This window comes from Pseudomonas sp. SJZ103 (assembly GCF_007828335.1).
Classification (GTDB): domain Bacteria; phylum Pseudomonadota; class Gammaproteobacteria; order Pseudomonadales; family Pseudomonadaceae; genus Aquipseudomonas.
The window spans coordinates 1,079,013-1,095,342 of the sequence record NZ_VIUN01000001.1 but is presented as its reverse complement, the minus strand read 5'-3'; the positions used below and the strand labels follow the sequence as shown (position 1 = coordinate 1,095,342).

13 protein-coding genes are annotated in these 16,330 nt (G+C 52.4%); all 13 read right to left on the bottom strand.

Translation table 11 applies throughout. From position 1 onward, the window contains the following. Window positions 1-5: 5 nt before the first annotated feature. The 13 genes from FBY10_RS05180 to rpsA all read right to left on the bottom strand — a co-directional run bounded on the left by FBY10_RS05180 (window position 6) and on the right by rpsA (window position 16,288). Window positions 6-1,040 carry a glycosyltransferase family 4 protein gene (locus FBY10_RS05180; protein WP_145334778.1) on the bottom strand — a complete coding sequence of 345 codons (1,035 nt, stop codon included), beginning with the start codon at window positions 1,038-1,040 and terminating at the stop codon, window positions 6-8. Window positions 1,041-1,085: 45 nt separating this feature from the next. Further along, window positions 1,086-2,048, bottom strand: coding sequence for an SDR family oxidoreductase (locus tag FBY10_RS05175; protein WP_145334781.1), 963 nt, complete (start codon window positions 2,046-2,048; stop codon window positions 1,086-1,088). Continuing rightward, window positions 2,045-3,175, bottom strand: coding sequence for a glycosyltransferase family 4 protein (locus FBY10_RS05170; protein ID WP_145334784.1), 1,131 nt, complete (start codon window positions 3,173-3,175; stop codon window positions 2,045-2,047). Before FBY10_RS05170 ends, FBY10_RS05175 begins: the two co-directional genes overlap by 4 nt. Next, window positions 3,175-5,130 (bottom strand): asparagine synthase (glutamine-hydrolyzing), encoded by a 1,956-nt coding sequence (gene asnB, locus FBY10_RS05165; RefSeq protein WP_145334786.1) that lies wholly within the window; start codon window positions 5,128-5,130, stop codon window positions 3,175-3,177. Before asnB (FBY10_RS05165) ends, FBY10_RS05170 begins: the two co-directional genes overlap by 1 nt. 2 nt (window positions 5,131-5,132) lie before the next feature. Continuing rightward, window positions 5,133-6,272, bottom strand: a complete 1,140-nt coding sequence (locus FBY10_RS05160; protein WP_145334788.1) for a glycosyltransferase — start codon at window positions 6,270-6,272, stop codon at window positions 5,133-5,135. Then, entirely contained in the window at window positions 6,269-8,155 is a 1,887-nt protein-coding gene (gene asnB / locus FBY10_RS05155; protein WP_145334790.1) for an asparagine synthase (glutamine-hydrolyzing), read from the bottom strand. The genes FBY10_RS05160 and asnB (FBY10_RS05155) overlap by 4 nt, the downstream gene beginning before the upstream one ends. Window positions 8,156-8,441: 286 nt before the next feature. Beyond that, the gene (locus FBY10_RS05150) at window positions 8,442-9,467 is read right to left on the bottom strand and encodes an NAD-dependent epimerase/dehydratase family protein (RefSeq protein WP_145334792.1); all 1,026 of its coding nucleotides are present in this window, start codon (window positions 9,465-9,467) and stop codon (window positions 8,442-8,444) included. A gap of 44 nt (window positions 9,468-9,511) precedes the next feature. Then, window positions 9,512-10,789: a Vi polysaccharide biosynthesis UDP-N-acetylglucosamine C-6 dehydrogenase TviB gene (tviB, locus tag FBY10_RS05145; protein WP_145334794.1), complete on the bottom strand. Its 1,278-nt coding sequence runs from the start codon at window positions 10,787-10,789 to the stop codon at window positions 9,512-9,514. 909 nt (window positions 10,790-11,698) lie between these two features. Further along, window positions 11,699-13,057: a Wzz/FepE/Etk N-terminal domain-containing protein gene (locus tag FBY10_RS05140; protein ID WP_145334796.1), complete on the bottom strand. Its 1,359-nt coding sequence runs from the start codon at window positions 13,055-13,057 to the stop codon at window positions 11,699-11,701. A 414-nt stretch (window positions 13,058-13,471) separates the two neighbouring features. Beyond that, entirely contained in the window at window positions 13,472-13,714 is a 243-nt protein-coding gene (locus FBY10_RS05135; RefSeq protein ID WP_145334798.1) for a lipopolysaccharide assembly protein LapA domain-containing protein, read from the bottom strand. A gap of 24 nt (window positions 13,715-13,738) precedes the next feature. Continuing rightward, complete coding sequence (ihfB, locus tag FBY10_RS05130) at window positions 13,739-14,035, bottom strand: integration host factor subunit beta (RefSeq protein ID WP_003189779.1); 297 nt, start codon at window positions 14,033-14,035, stop codon at window positions 13,739-13,741. A 132-nt stretch (window positions 14,036-14,167) separates the two neighbouring features. Then, a complete protein-coding gene (locus tag FBY10_RS05125) occupies window positions 14,168-14,452 on the bottom strand; it encodes a hypothetical protein (protein ID WP_145334801.1) in 285 nt (94 codons plus the stop codon). A gap of 150 nt (window positions 14,453-14,602) precedes the next feature. Continuing rightward, entirely contained in the window at window positions 14,603-16,288 is a 1,686-nt protein-coding gene (gene rpsA, locus FBY10_RS05120; protein WP_027604177.1) for a 30S ribosomal protein S1, read from the bottom strand. Window positions 16,289-16,330 lie beyond the last annotated feature (42 nt).

The following is a 16,330-nucleotide window of genomic DNA, read 5'->3' as shown; positions in this document are numbered from 1 at the left end:
GCGAATTACACCGGAGGTGAGATGGTTTTTTCCAACTGGCCTGCACGGAATTTGATAGCTAGCAGCACCAGCGGTATATAGGCGACAGCCAGAGCCACCAAACCATTGAGACCCAATAAAGCCACAGAAAGCGCGATAGGTATCAACCACAATAAATTAATCGCGAGCACTGCCAGGGTGACAGGCAAATGTCGCCCAGCTTGGCGTGAAGCGAATTGATAGGCATGACTGCGATGGGCTTCATAAACCTTGTCGCCGCGCAGCAGACGCCTGATAAGCGTGAAGGTGGCGTCTACAACGAATACACCAAGCAGTATCAGCCACACCCATAAAAAAGCCACATCCTGCCAGGCAGCCTGCAGCGCGAATATCCCCAGGATGATGCCGAGAAAGCCACTGCCAGCGTCGCCCATGAAAATACGCGCCGGCGGAAAGTTCCAGTAAAGGAAGCCCAGGACTGCCATGCTCAACAATAATGGAGCCCAGATGAGCGCTTGATTACCCGTCGACGCGTAGATCAGGCAGGCACCAAGGCAGACGCACAGCGTCTCGATACTGGCGAGCCCGTCAATGCCATCCATGAAATTGTACAGGTTGAGCAACCACACCAGATAAAACGCAGCGAGTATGTGGCCCAACCACCCAAGGTCAACCACCATGCCAGGCAAGCTGATCGGAGGGAGTCCGCCCAGCCAGAAAAGTGCCCAGATAGACGCGCCGAAATGGCCAAGCAAACGCCATCTTGCTGCGATATGCCCGTGATCATCAAGAAAACCAAGGATCGCAATGGCCGCGCCCGCCCCCATCAAGGCCCATGTAACCGAGCGTGAAATCTCGTCTCCCATATACAGGATCGGCAGCGCGATCAAAAAGCTCAACACGATCGCCACACCGCCCCCGCGAGGCGTGGGAATGGAGTGGGAGCTACGAGCATTGGGTATATCGATCATGCTGTTTGCCAACGCATAGCGTCGCAGGATCCAAGTAAGCAGAAGTGCGAGGGCTCCCGCAGCGGGCGCAAGCCACAATAAGTGAATCATCCACAGCTCCAATTGGCAGTCCGGGGAACGGACCATCCTTCTAAATCAGACTTCCTTGAAACTTGCCGCCGTCTTTTTCAGTGCTTCGGAAACCGACGTTGGCGGCACCCATCCCAGCAGATCACGTGCCTTTGTAATATCGACTTGTAAAGACCCGCAAAGTCGCTGGCCGATCGACTTGCGCCCAATCAATGCGGCCCCCCATTCCAGCAGCATGGCTGGCACCGGCAGCAGTCGTGCCGGTTTACCCAGCGCGGCTCCCATGCATCTGAGCAACTCGGTGGTCGAGAGGTCTTCTCCATCACTGGCCAGAAACGTCTGGCCAGCCGCTGCAGGATGCGTCATGCAGGTCACGATAAGGTCCACTAGGTTATCCAGTGCGACGAGGCTGCGCTTGTTGCCAATGGCACCCAGAGGCAGTACGACACCTTTGTTCAGCCAACTCATCATGCTGCGAAAATTGGCCTTGACACCTGGTCCATAAACGAGGACCGGACGAATGACGACGACTTCCATGCCCGTGCTCTGCGCCAGCAACCGAAGTTGCTGCTCGGCTTCCATCTTGGAAACACCGTAAGGATCGCCTGGAGACGGAACATCGTCTGCGGTGTAAGGCTGTCCTAGACGCGTGCGCTCGCCATTGACCTTTATCGAGCTGATGAACACAAAGCGTTTCACACCCGCTTGCGCGGCTTGCTCAGCCAGCTTCAAGGTACCCGCAACGTTGATCTTTCGATATTCGGTCAACGGGTCGCTGGAAGCATCGGACATTACGTGAACGCGTGCAGCGCAGTGCACCAGAATGTCAACGCCGGAAAGAGGAAGCGGTTCGCCAGCCAAATAATTCATACCGGCTTTCACCGGGTAGACCGTTGCCGACAATGCGACACCATCGCGACGAACCAGAGCCATCACCGTGCAACCTGCCATCGAGGCCAATCGCTCTACCACTGCAGAACCTACGAAACCGCTGGCACCAGTGACGAAGTATGTGGGTTGATGATTCAAGCCGTGCGCTCCAACTGACGATAGACCTCAAGATGTTGTTCCACAATTTTTTCGATCGCAAACGACTGTACCGCCAGTTCTCGACCTGCAACGCCCATCTGACGCCGCAGCGCCGGATCTTCAATGAGCAGTTGCAATTGATCGGCCAACGCGTTTGCATCCCGTACCGGCACCAAAAGCCCCGTGACGCCTGCGTCAATTGCGTCACGGCAGCCGGGAACATCGGTGGTAACCACAGCTCGGCCACAGGCGGCGGCTTCGACCAGCACCTTCGGCAACCCTTCACGGTAGGAGGGCAAGGTTACTATATTGGCGTCTGAAAACAGTTGCGCAATATCGTCGCGATATCCCAGCAACTCGACAATACCTTCCTGGCGCCACGTATCCAGTTCAGCCTTGGTTACTGTGGCAGGGTTACCAGGGTCGACACCGCCAATCAATTGAAAGCGGGCTTGTACACCGCGCTTGGTCAATACCCTTGCGGCCTCAACATACTCCACCACGCCTTTGTCGCGCAAAAGCCGCGCAGCGAGACAGACTACAGGTAACCCCTGCGGCTCTGGAACGGGCGCATAAAGCGCCAGATCAACACCCGAACCACGAATCATTACAACCTTGGCTTCGGTAAGCCCGCCCATCGCCAGCAACAGGTCTCGGTCGTCAGGGTTCTGAAAAATCGAGCGCAGGTTACCCTTACCCAACGCTAGGCGATAAAAGGCACTGACCAGACGCCGAATCAGCACGGCCTTGATACCCTTGGAAAGAAATACGAAGCCCAACCCGGAGATGGCCGTGACGACGCCTTTAACCGGAGCGAAGCGCGCAGCAACGCCGCCATAAAGGACCGGTTTGATGGTAACCAAGTGAAGCACGTCAGGCTTCAGGCGCCATAACAACTTCCAGATGGTGAACATCAGCCCCAGTTCAGCCAACGGATTGCGGCCACTGCGCGACAGTGGCACAGGATGAAACTCAAAACCCTGCGCCGTGATTGCAGCAACCGCAGCCCCTGGCATGCAGGCGACATGAACTTTGTAGCCAGCCGCCTGTGCGCCTTTGGCAACAGGCAGACGATGGGACAGAAAGAATCCCGGATCATTGACTATAAACAACAACGTCTTACTCATCACTGCTCATCCAACCATGCCTGGAACATAAGAATGGTCCACAGATGAGGCTGCCAGTTGCCTCGTCCCTGGAGATGCTCGCTCCACATTTTTCTAATGGGCTCTGGCAGAAAGTAACCATCCCGGATCAGACGAGCTTCATCAAGGAGGGATTCGGCCCATTCGCGCAACGAACCGCGCAACCATTCACCGAGCGGGATACTGAATCCTTGCTTGGGACGCTCGATCAGCTCTTTCGGGACGTGGCGATAAAGCACCTGACGCAACAGCCATTTACCCTGGCCATTACGGAGTTTCAGATCAAGCGGCATACGCCACGCCAGCTCGACTACTCGGTGATCGAGCATGGGAACACGCCCTTCAATACTCGCCGCCATGGAGGCCCGATCCAGCTTGACCATGATGTCATCCGACAAATAGGTCTGAGCATCCATCGCCATCATCCAGTGCTCGAAAGAATCGGTCTTCGGCCAGCGCGACGCGTCGGTAAACATTGTCGGGGGTTCTTCACCGCCGATGACAACGCTCGCCGGATCGCTCCAATGGCTGTTCAGTTGGAGGTAGAATTCATGTCCGTCCGCCAGCGTCAACACGTTGGCCAGTTTGTGTGCCTTGTCCCCAGGCCCGCTCACATGAAACCTGCTGGGAAGCAGCGGCTTTGCTAGGTTGAAAAGACTGTCCCACGTGGTGGGAGATACCGATCGTAAAAGGCCCGCGCTGGCCTGTCGCGCGAACGACGGCACATGCTGCATCTTCGACCATATATTTTTTGCGCTCAGGTACCGGTTGTAGCCACTGAACAATTCGTCACCGCCATCCCCACTGAGTACGACCTTCAATTGTTGACTGGCCAGTTGACTGACAAGGAAGGTCGGAATCTGCGAACTATCGCTGAAAGGTTCGCAATACATGGAAGACAGACGCGGGATTACCGCTGCAGCGTCCTGGGGACGCACATAAAGTTCAGTGTGCTGGGTGCCCAGGTGTTTGGACACGGCCTTGGCGTGTACCGCCTCGTCGAACCCTCCTTCATCGAAGCCGATGGTGAACGTGCGAACCGGCTGGGTACTCTGGGTTTGCATCAGGGCCACAACCGTGCTGCTGTCCACGCCCCCGCTGAGGAAAGCGCCCACCGGTACATCGGCCAACATTTGCTGACCAATACTCGACCGCAATTGAGCCTCGAGCAGATCAGTCGCCGCCTCGGGGCTGCCGGTGAACAGATCAGCAAGACCTTTGGCCACCGCATCATTAAGGCGCCAATATGGCCGGGGTATAGCAGCTTTCGCAGCAGAGAGATCAGTCAGAGGCAGGACAATATAATGACCGCTCTGAAGCTTGGCGATGCCCTTGTAAATGCTGTACGGCGCAGGGATGCAATTGTGGCGAAGCAACAGTGTCAACGCATTGCGATCAATTTCCGCGCGAAACTCCGGAAATGCCTTGATGGCTTTGAGCTCCGAGCCGAAGAGCAAGATGTCATCCTGCCAGCCATAATAAAGCGGCTTCTCGCCTATACGATCACGGCCCAGCGTCAAGACCCGCTCTTGCCGGTCCCACAGCGCAAACGCGAACATCCCCACAGATGCTTTCAAGGTCTTTTCAACACCCCAGCTCGCAAGTCCGACCAGAAGCACTTCGGTGTCCGAATGGCCTTTCAGCCCCATCGAGATAAGACCATCGTCGTGCAACGCTTGCCTTAGTTCGCCATGGTTATAGATCTCGCCATTGAAGACTATGACAAATCGTCCGCAGCTGGAACGCATCGGTTGATGTCCAGCTTCAGATAGATCAATAATTGCTAGACGCCGATGTCCCAAAGCGATTCCCGCATTCTCGTCAACCCACACACCGGAGTCGTCCGGGCCTCGATGAATGAGCGACGTGTTCATCAACCGAACAACAGCCTCGAGTTCGGTGTTACCCGAGGCGAAAATACCGCTCAAACCACACATCACTATGCATCCTGATTCGAAAGAAAGCGATGATATAGAGCTTTGTATTGATATTCGGTACATTTCATTGTGAAATTTTCTGCGATGCGTTTATAAACGCTCTGCCCCAATGCAGCGCGCTCAGACGCTGTTGCGGAAAGTACCGAGACGAATGCTTCGGATAGCCGCAGGGTATCCTGTGCCGGCACTACCAAGCCCAATCCGCCCAACAGGAATGCTGCATCGCCCACATCCGTGGTGACACAAGGCAATGCCATGCTCATGGCTTCGCCTAGAACGTTTGGGAAGCCTTCGGTTAATGAATGCAGGCAAAAAACATCCATTGCTTTGAAACAGGCAGCAACGTCCTTGCGCTCACCAAGCAGAACAAACCGATCAGCATGCCCGGTGGAAGCAATGTCAGCCATCAGCGCGGCATTATTCTTATCAACATCGCGCCCTACCATCAGAAACCTGACGTTCGCAAACCGGCCAGCGACCATGCCTGCGGCTTTGATAAAATTGGCGTGATCCTTGACCGGGTTAAAACGACCGAGACTGCCGATCACCAGCTCATCACGCCCAATGCCATGAGCCTCACGAATAGCATCACGCTCCGAAGGTTTGGCTACCAATCGCGCAAGATCAAAGCCATTAGGTATGACCGTCATGCGCTCAGGAGCATAACCGACTTCAACATGGGTTTTTCGCGATGCTTGCGCAGCGCAGACAATCACATCCGGGATGGATCCGGAAAGCCATGCACACAGCTTTCGAATGATAATCGTGGCCTTGCTGCCGCCACTGCTTACATCCGTCGTCCTGATGCCCCATATGACACGCTTCACCCCGACCAAACGCGCTGCTATGCCTCCAACGAGATCGGAATGGTACATCCAAGTCTGCACGATATCGGGCTTTTGCCGACGAAGATCGCTGACCAACTTGATAATAACGCCCAGCAAGTCCCACTTTCCGCGCATATGCAGGGTTTCGACGGCGATACCGCTGGCTCGAAGCCGCTCCCCCACTTCACCCAGATCGGTCAGGGAGATCACGCGATGCTCATCCTCACCACGCGCCTTGAATGACTCACACAGGCGCAGCAGCATCAACTCCGCGCCACCAATATGCAGACCAACGATGACATGGGCTACTTTCAAGGTCCCTGTTCCTCCAGCCAAGCTTGAAACATCAATACACCCCACAGCTTGCTCGAATGGTCGGCTCGACCGCTCAGATGCTGCTCCCACACCTTTCGGATCACCGTTGGATGAAAAAAACCCTCTTGCTGTAGACGTTTTTCATTCAGCAGTATTTCAGACCACTCTCTGAGAGGACCGCGCAGCCAGGCCGCAATCGGAATGGAAAAACCTTTTTTTGGTCGTTCTATCAACTCGCGTGGAACATGGCGGTATAGAACCTCTTTCAACGCCCACTTACCAACCCCTCCACGAATTTTCATATCCAGAGGTATACGCCACGCCAACTCGACAACGCGATGATCGAGCAGCGGGACGCGCGTCTCCAGACTGTTGGCCATGGCAGCTCGATCTACTTTTACAAGGATATCGTCGACCATGTAGGTCTGAGCATCCATTGCCATCATCCACTCTTCGAATCGCGTCCCAGCCGGCCACTTTTCTGGCGTTTCGAGCAATGTCGGACCTTCGTTGCCACTGATTACCGCGTTCGAGGGCGTTTTCCAATGGCTGACAAGCTGGCGATAGAAATCCTCGCGATTACGACACCCAAGAATATCAATCAGCTTTTCAGCCCTCCCTTTAAGCTGTAGCTTTTTCAACGAACTTGCTGCCACTTGCCGCATCCCGCCTGGCACCTTGCTGACCTTGCGCCATAAGCGCGGCGCAAACTGATAAGGGTTATACCCGCCAAACAGCTCATCACCAGCGTCACCGCTCAACGTAACGGTGACATGCTCACGCGCCATTTGGCTGACCAGATAGGTAGGTATTTGCGAACTGTCGGCAAACGGCTCGCAATAGATGCGCGGCAGGTCAGGAATAATATTCAGCGCATCCTTCGCCTGGATATAAATCTCGCTGTGTTCGGTATGCAGATGGCGAGAAACTGCGAGCGCATGCTCCGCTTCGTTAAAACCATCTTCGCTGAAACCAATCGTGAAGGTCTTCACCGGGCGCGGACTTTGCTTCTGCATGAGTGCGACAATTAAGCTGCTATCGACGCCGCCGCTCAAGAAAGCGCCTAATGGAACATCGGCGAGCATTTGCATACCAATACTCTGGTCAAGCTGGGTTTCGAGCGTGTCCACGACAGTCTTGCTATCGGATTGCAGTGGATTATCGAGACCAGCTTCCACGGCAGCATTGAAAGACCAGAATGGAATCAAATCGACGGATGCTCGCTTTTGTCCAAGCGAGATTGCTACGTAATGTCCAGGCGGGAGCTTTTCAATACCCTGATAAATACTGTAAGGCGCCGGCACATAATTGTGCCGCAGGTACAGCGCCAAGGCGTCGCGATCAATATTGGCGGAAAAGGCCGGGTGTACCTTGAGCGCCTTGAGTTCCGATCCGAACAGCAGAACATCGTTATGCCAGCCCCAATAGAGCGGTTTCTCTCCCAATCGATCACGGGCCAGTATCAACTGGCGCTCCTGCGTGTCCCATAACGCAATGGCAAACATCCCTACCGTCGCCTGAAGGGTCTTCTCCACGCCCCATCGCTCGAAGCAGGCCAGTAAGGTCTCTGTATCCGAGTGACCACGCCAGGTTTCGACGTGCTCGGTGGTCAGGAGGGTGCGCAATGAGAGGTGGTTATAAATTTCGCCATTGAACGCCATGGCGTAGCGCCCACTAGAAGAATGCATAGGCTGATGGCCGGCGGCTGAACGATCAACAACTGCAAGCCGACGGTGCGACAGGCCTATTCCAAGTGATGCATCAGACCAAGTTCCAGCATCATCGGGGCCGCGGCTGTAGATCGCGTTGCCCATCGCTGCCAGGATGGCATTTGCGCCATCACCCAGAGGGGCTGCTGCGAAGAAACCAGAAAACCCACACATGCCTCAATTCCCCTGAACGTATTTAATCGCGATCCTAGCTTACGAGATATCCCAAGCAGCCTCGGGATGTGACCAGCATCATATACCGTGAACAACTAAAGCAGAGGTTGACCTATCTTTAACAAAACAAAAAACCTTAGAAGCTTCATTGGAAATAAATAGCCGTACAACACTCATCGCCCCGGCATTTTCGGCGAGCAGCCTCCAGAACTGCGCAACACAACGAAAGCACCTAGCGCCCATAATTTGAGCGCTTGAGACATTCACAGAACAATACAAACACCCATTACTTCAGAAATGTCGAATACCAGCCCATTGCTTTCGCAATACCCTGCTGAATATCAAATTTCGGCTCATAGCCCAACAGCGCTTTTATCTTACCGATATCTGCCTGAGAATGCCGAACATCTCCAGCACGAAAATCACGATACACTGGCGACTTTTCATAACTGATCCCGTGCTGCGACAACGACTGGCGCAGGGCAGAAAATAGCATGTTAAGGTCGGTACGCCCGCTGACAGCAACGTTGTAAACTTGATTTCGAGCGGCAGGCTCAGTCACGGTAGCGGCCAGCAGATTGGCTTGAACTGTGTTTTCGATAAAGCAGAAATCCCTGCTGGTTTCACCATCTCCATTAATAAAAACCTCTTGGTTCTTAATCATCGAAGCGGCCCATTTAGGGATCACCGCAGCATAGGCACCATCCGGATCCTGACGCTTACCAAACACATTGAAGTAACGCAGGCCGATGCTTTCAAAACCATAACACCTAGCGAATACTTCAGCGTAGAGCTCGTTGACATACTTGGTAACTGCGTACGGGGAGAGTGGATTGCCAATAACGTCTTCCACTTTCGGCAAACCCGGGTGATCTCCATAAGTAGAACTACTGGCAGCGTAAGTAAAGCTTTTTACTTGCGCATCCCTGGCCGCCACTAGTATATTGAGAAAACCATCAATATTGGTGGCATTCGTAGCGACTGGGTCATTCAGAGAACGTGGTACCGATCCAAGCGCCGCTTGGTGCAATACGTAATCAACCCCTCCACATGCGCGCTGACAGTCATCCAATAACTTGATATCACCTTCGATAAAGCTAAAACGAGCCCACTGCTGCGCAGTGACGGTACCCTTAACCTCATCAAGGTTGCGCTGATAACCCGTCGCAAAATTGTCAAGGCCGACGACAACTTGATTCAGACCAAGCAGAGTCTCCAATAGATTGGAGCCAATAAATCCGGCTACTCCAGTGATCAACCACGTTTTAGGTGAAGTCTTGAGTGTTTCCACGAGCGTTTCATAGCGGGACATAAATTGGCTCTTCGTTTATTGAAAAATAGAACGCATAAATCAAATCACAAACGAATATCAGACTCTTCACGACTCAGCAGATATTTTAGATCGTAAAGAACATGCGCAGACTTACCAAACTTCCGAATTTTTTCAGCGCCCAGACCTTTGAATTCATTATGCGCAACAGCGAGCACAATACCGTCGTAAACATCAGTACCGGGATCAGTAATAGGGATTATGCCATATTCATGATTGGCCTCTTCAGGACTGACCCATGGATCATAAATATCCACTGCAATATTGTACTCTTTCAGTTCATTGACAATATCCACGATTCGCGTGTTACGCAGGTCCGGGCAATTCTCCTTGAACGCCAGACCCATGATCAGTACACGAGCGCCATCGACATGAATACGGCGCTTAACCATTGTTTTTACCAACTGGGAGACCACATATGCGCCCATTCCGTCATTGAGACGGCGACCCGCGAGAATGATTTCGGGGTGATAGCCGATCGACTGAGCCTTGTGAGTCAGGTAGTAAGGGTCGACGCCGATGCAGTGCCCGCCCACCAAGCCCGGCCGAAATGGCAGGAAATTCCATTTCGTGCCCGCAGCTTGGAGCACTGACTCCGTATCAATACCCATTTTATTAAAAATAATGGCCAGTTCATTGATCAGAGCGATGTTTAAGTCGCGCTGGGTATTCTCAATAACTTTCGCCGCTTCGGCAACTTTAATACTGCTTGCCTTGTGCGTGCCCGCAATAATGATCTGATTGTAAAGAGCATCTACCAGATCAGCGATCTCAGGCGTGGATCCGGACGTCACTTTCTTGATGGTAGTGACACGATGTTCCTTGTCTCCTGGATTAATACGCTCAGGGCTATATCCGGCAAAAAAATCGACGTTGAATTTTAATCCGGAAAATTTCTCAAGGACAGGCACGCAGTCTTCTTCAGTTGCACCGGGATAAACCGTCGACTCATAAATAACCAGGTCGCCTTTCTTCAGCACCTTACCTATACTTTCTGATGCTTTGATCAGTGGAGTAAGGTCTGGCTGGTTGTACTCATCAATCGGCGTAGGCACTGTCACGACGAACGTATTGCAACTGGACAATTCGTCCAGGTTAAAACTAAAGCTGAGCTTGCCGGCCTGCTTTAACTCCTCATCGCTCACTTCCAAAGTGGAGTCGTGCCCGGCTCTCAAGGCTTGGATACGCAGCTGGTTGATGTCAAACCCAACCACTGTCCGATGCTTGCCAAACTCCACCGCCAGGGGCAAGCCAACATATCCAAGACCTATGATGGCGAGCTTAATATCTTCCAGTTTTTGCATAATTAAAAAAAGCCTAATGATAAAATAAAATTTCACTGAACCAGCTTCAGCGCTAAATACTTCAATATTCTAGCGAGTCAAATCCTCTGACAGCATACCCAACACGCTGAACTCACCTACGCAAGAAATTTTCAGCTGCTTGCACACGCGCTTTCTTCGTCAACTGAGCATCAACGGCAACATTTTGGTCGCCACCAACAATATCATTCCCCCCCCTAAGCCGGAAAGCTCGCCACGTTCAGCCGGTCAAGTGTCAACGACCTACAAAAAACAGGCAGGCCAGCCCCCTCAGCATGGAAGCGCTCGGTAAGCATACTACGAGATGCGTCAGCAAATAAGCGTCAGCACCAGATAAACCGCAACTTGTGAACCAGCCAAAGCAAGATCTGCCATCAGCGTCTGAAGCAGCACGCGTGGTACCCTCATGCCAATTTACAGCTCGGTTTTTGCTACCTTGGCGAATACAGCAGACTGGAAGTGATGACCTAACCACTGCGGCGTTGCGCCTATTAGCAGTCGAGTGCGTACCAAGGCGATCAAACATCGAAGCGTTCTGCCAACAATTCAAACTCGATTCCTTCGCTGCAGACTGGCCCACCCTAGCATAGCGAGTCGCGGAGAAAGAAACGAGTTATGCCGACTGCGTGGAACAATGCAACCGCTCCATGAACTACGCATTCAAAGCTGCCAAGTGATACCGGATACTGTGCTCGCGATTTTTTCTGGAACTCGTTCGCCATAATGCGACCCGATGCAAAAGTCGGATAAGTTTATCTATACCCTAAACCTGTCGACTTCCGAAATCCATCGACGACCTGGCCTTTATAGATAGCAACACCTTCGCTTACGGAGAAGACTCTTGCGCAGCCCAGCGCTGCATTCATTGATGCAGGTGACTTCGCCAGACGCTTACCGAGCACTATCGATTAGCACAGCACCACCCTGCGCCCGAGGCTGCAATAAAGGCACAGAAGAATCTGTAGCAACCAGCCGTGCATCGGAGCTATTAGCAACAAAAACAAACCTACTAAGTAAAATGAAAATGCCCAGTACCAGCCCTGCAAATAAGCCAAGCACTATTATGAGTAGGCGATTTGGACTAGCAGATGCTAACGGCTCAAGAGCTTGTTGGTCGACAGCTACCAATTTCAGCCCCGTCATATCAGTGTTCAAGTTGCTCAAACGAGCTAGCTCTGCGCGCAATGGCTGAACATCCGCGAGAAACAAATCCTCATTTTTCCGAGCGTTCAAAATTTCAATTTCGCGATTGGAGGCGAGTAACTGAAGCTCCTTGGCAATCTGGCTGACACGCGGATCAGTAAAGTCATCTGACTGACGCAGTTCCAACGCACTAAGCTCAGACTTAAGTGCATCTACCCCCATAAAGTATAGCGGAGTTTGTTGGTTGTTGATTTCGGTGCGGACCATACTGCCGCTCCTGGCATTTACCAACTCACCAAACGCAGAGGGTGTAGTCGGCTTTTGTATCCCCAGCGACTTTGCAATTCCGATCGCTTCCTTCAGCTGATTAACACGATCGTTGCGCAACGCCTTTAGTTGAATTCGCAGAGCCTTCAATTCATCCTGTAATTGCGCACGCTTTACCGAGTCAATTTCGCGCAATGTAGCAATTTTGGCTTCTTTATTTACATAATAGTTCGCACGAGCAGAATTAAGCTTACCTTTGATTTCATTGAGACGATTTTTGACAATAACATTTACGTCATTCGCAATTTGCTTCCGCTCATCATCAATAGCGTAGTCAACAATACCGTTGACGATAGCAACACCGTCAATATCCTTTGAATAGGTCATCTGAAGTTTGACGTAGGCACTCAACGAACCTTTTTTGTCTGCGCCAGGTACAGTCAAACGAATCGAGTTGCGGTTAAACGCCTCAAAGCTCTGCTCAAGGGTCTGTCCCGGCCGTACAAATTTTTCGAACAGATTTTGATTGGCTCTGAAAAAAGCTAAGCGAGTATCGTAAGACTCCAGCGAAGCGCCAACTTTAAGGAGAGCGTCAGCGGGTGACAGCTGGTAAATCCCGGATCGATTAAGTGCATCCAAATCATTAATAGCTGCAGGGCGCAACACTGCGCTAACCTCGTACTGTGGCGTCGCCAAAAAGGCATAGGAGGCGCCAATGAGTCCACCTGCCAAAATCATCAGAAGCAGTAGTTTTTTTTGATCCCAGAGAGATTTAAGAAATACGACGAGATCTACTTCATCCGAAGACCGAGTCGGTGGAACACGAAAGCTACTACTCACAACAAAAACCTGCCTTCAAAGAGAAACTGCGGGCTCGTTATGCAGACAACATTGTGTGTTTTTATTCTAATTAGATGATCGCCAAAACCCAGCGTCGCTGCCAAATTTTGAGCGCACAAAATGCCCGTTATCGAGAACAGATTTCATTCTGCCATCTCTCAGACATATTTCAAGTCTTGACATGTCTATAGGGCAGCTCCCAGACAGCAAGCCACCCACTCCTACCGCCCCCCCCAAAGACGGCGGGCACCTAAGAGCGCTTAAATACGCGATAAAGACTGAATAAAGACGGAGAGTTCGTGATTGACCGCGGACCCGGCACAGCCGAACTGAAGCGCCAGATGGGGACGCGCGATCGAGAAGACTAACCGACAGACGGTCAATCGCAGCTGTTTAACGGACAGGTGTCTGCCTTCAGACACGTCCGGTAGGAACTGACTTGTGGCGCCGCTTACGACCCAGCAAGGCCAACAGCGGCCCTATAAAAGTTCCTACAATAAGCGCCAATACCACGAACACGGAGACTGGCATTTCGGCGGTAGCAAAGCCCAAAAACGACAACGATATTTCCTGCTGGTTTCCCAGCACAAATGCCAAAATCACAAATGCGACAGCCAGCACAGCCAGCACCAAAACAACGCGCTTAACCCCATGCATAAACTTCTCCTACCCCAAAAACACTCAGACGCCCTCTTCTTCCTCTTCGTTCACCCGATCGCGCAATTCCTTGCCCGGCTTGAAGTGAGGAACAAATTTTCCGTCAAGGCTGACGGACTGGCCTGTCTTTGGGTTACGGCCGACGCGTGGCGCACGGTAGTGCAACGAAAAACTCCCAAACCCACGGATCTCAATCCGATCACCGGTGGCCAGGCACTGGGACATTTGCTCGAGCATGGTCTTGATGGCCAGCTCCACATCCTTGGATGAGAGCAACCCTTGATGGGTGACAATTCGTTCGATCAACTCCGACTTCGTCATATTTTTCCCTTCTTTTTCAAGCAGCTAGGAAAAGCGCTTCGAAGGTTTTAGCATGACTTGATGAATTTGAACAGCCCATACATAAACTTATCTGCGGGTTAAATAAACACCCACAGAGCACATGCATTGCCCTCAATTGCAGATCACCAGCATGGTGCGGGTGACTGCGCCGGCAGGGTTCCAGCCGAACAGATAGTCGCCCTCTTCGTCCTTGGCATCGCTGGACCTGGTGATGACCTTATAGCCCTGCATCCTGCATTCGCGGGCGGCGCGTTTCTCGCACTTATCCCAGTTGTTGCCCAACCCCGAGCAATCGACCTCAATGCCGCTGACACCGCGCCTCGCGTGAGTTTTGGCGCTGGTGGCGGCACAGCCTGCAAGCGCTACCACTGCGAGCAGCACGATAAGCCTGTTCATTGAAATCCTTAACAACTCGGGAGCGCCTTTATCAATACTGTATTCAGCTCTGACACCAAGCTGCAGACCTTGGTTCTTGCCTGTTGATTCAACGAATTTCAGGCACAAAAAAGGGCGACCGAAGTCGCCCTTTTTACAGCCTTACAGAACTTAGTTCTGCTTAGCCATTGCTTCGCGCAGCAGGGAGGCCATGGTGGTCTCGCCTGTTGCAGCTTCCGGAGCCGATTTCAGGCTCTGGATGGCTTCTTTCTCTTCCACTTCGTCTTTCGACTTGATGGAGAGTTGGATCACGCGGCTCTTGCGATCAACGCTGATGATCTTGGCTTCTACTTCCTGGCCTTCTTTCAGAACGTTGCGCGCGTCTTCAACGCGGTCACGGCTGATTTCGGAGGCTTTCAGAGTCGCTTCGATATCGTCGGCCAGAACGATGATGGCGCCTTTGGCGTCAACTTCTTTCACAGTGCCTTTAACGATTGCGCCTTTGTCGTTCTCTTGAACGTACTCGGAAAACGGATCGCTTTCCAGTTGCTTGATACCCAGGGAGATGCGCTCGCGCTCTGGGTCAACCGACAGGATAACGGTGTCCAGCTCGTCGCCCTTCTTGAAACGACGAACAGCTTCTTCGCCAACTTCGTTCCAGGAGATGTCGGACAGGTGAACCAGGCCGTCGATGCCGCCGTCCAGACCAATGAAGATACCGAAATCGGTGATCGACTTGATGGTGCCGGAGATTTTATCGCCCTTGTTGAACTGGCCAGAGAAATCTTCCCATGGGTTAGATTTGCACTGCTTGATGCCCAGGGAGATACGACGACGCTCTTCGTCGATGTCCAGAACCATAACTTCCACTTCGTCGCCGACTTGTACGACTTTCGAAGGGTGGATGTTCTTGTTGGTCCAGTCCATTTCGGAAACGTGTACCAGGCCTTCAACGCCTTCTTCCAGCTCAGCGAAGCAGCCGTAGTCAGTCAGGTTGGTAACACGCGCGGTGACGCGAGTGCTTTCTGGGTAACGGGCTTTGATAGCAACCCATGGATCTTCACCCAGCTGCTTCAGGCCCAGGGAAACACGATTGCGCTCGCGATCGTATTTCAGAACCTTGACATCGATCTCGTCGCCAACATTGACGATTTCGGAAGGATGCTTGATACGCTTCCAAGCCATATCGGTAATGTGCAGCAGGCCATCGACGCCACCCAGATCGACGAATGCGCCGTAATCGGTGAGGTTCTTGACGATACCTTTGACTTGTTGGCCTTCCTGCAGGGATTCCAGCAGAGCTTCACGCTCGGCGGAGTTCTCTGCTTCCAGGACGCTGCGACGGGAAACGACAACGTTGTTGCGCTTCTGGTCGAGCTTGATGACCTTGAATTCGAGTTCTTTGCCTTCCAGGTGCGTGGTGTCGCGCACAGGACGAACGTCGACCAAAGAACCTGGCAGGAACGCACGGATGCCGTTAACGTCGACAGTGAAGCCGCCTTTAACCTTACCGTTGATAACGCCCTTGACCACTTCTTCAGCTGCGAAGGCTGCTTCGAGAACAATCCAGCATTCAGCGCGCTTGGCTTTTTCACGGGACAGCTTGGTTTCACCGAAACCGTCTTCAACCGAGTCCAGAGCAACGTGAACTTCGTCACCGACATTGATTGTCAGATCACCAGCATCGTTGTAGAACTGTTCCAGCGGGATCAGAGCTTCAGACTTCAGACCAGCGTGAACGGTTACCCAGCGAGCTTGGTAATCGATATCAACGATAACACCGGTGATGATGGAGCCTGCCTGAAGGTTCAGGGTTTTTAGGCTTTCTTCAAAGAGTTCCGCAAAGCTTTCGCTCATTTTAATTCCTGTTGATAAGGGCGAAGAATACGCCCATCTCCA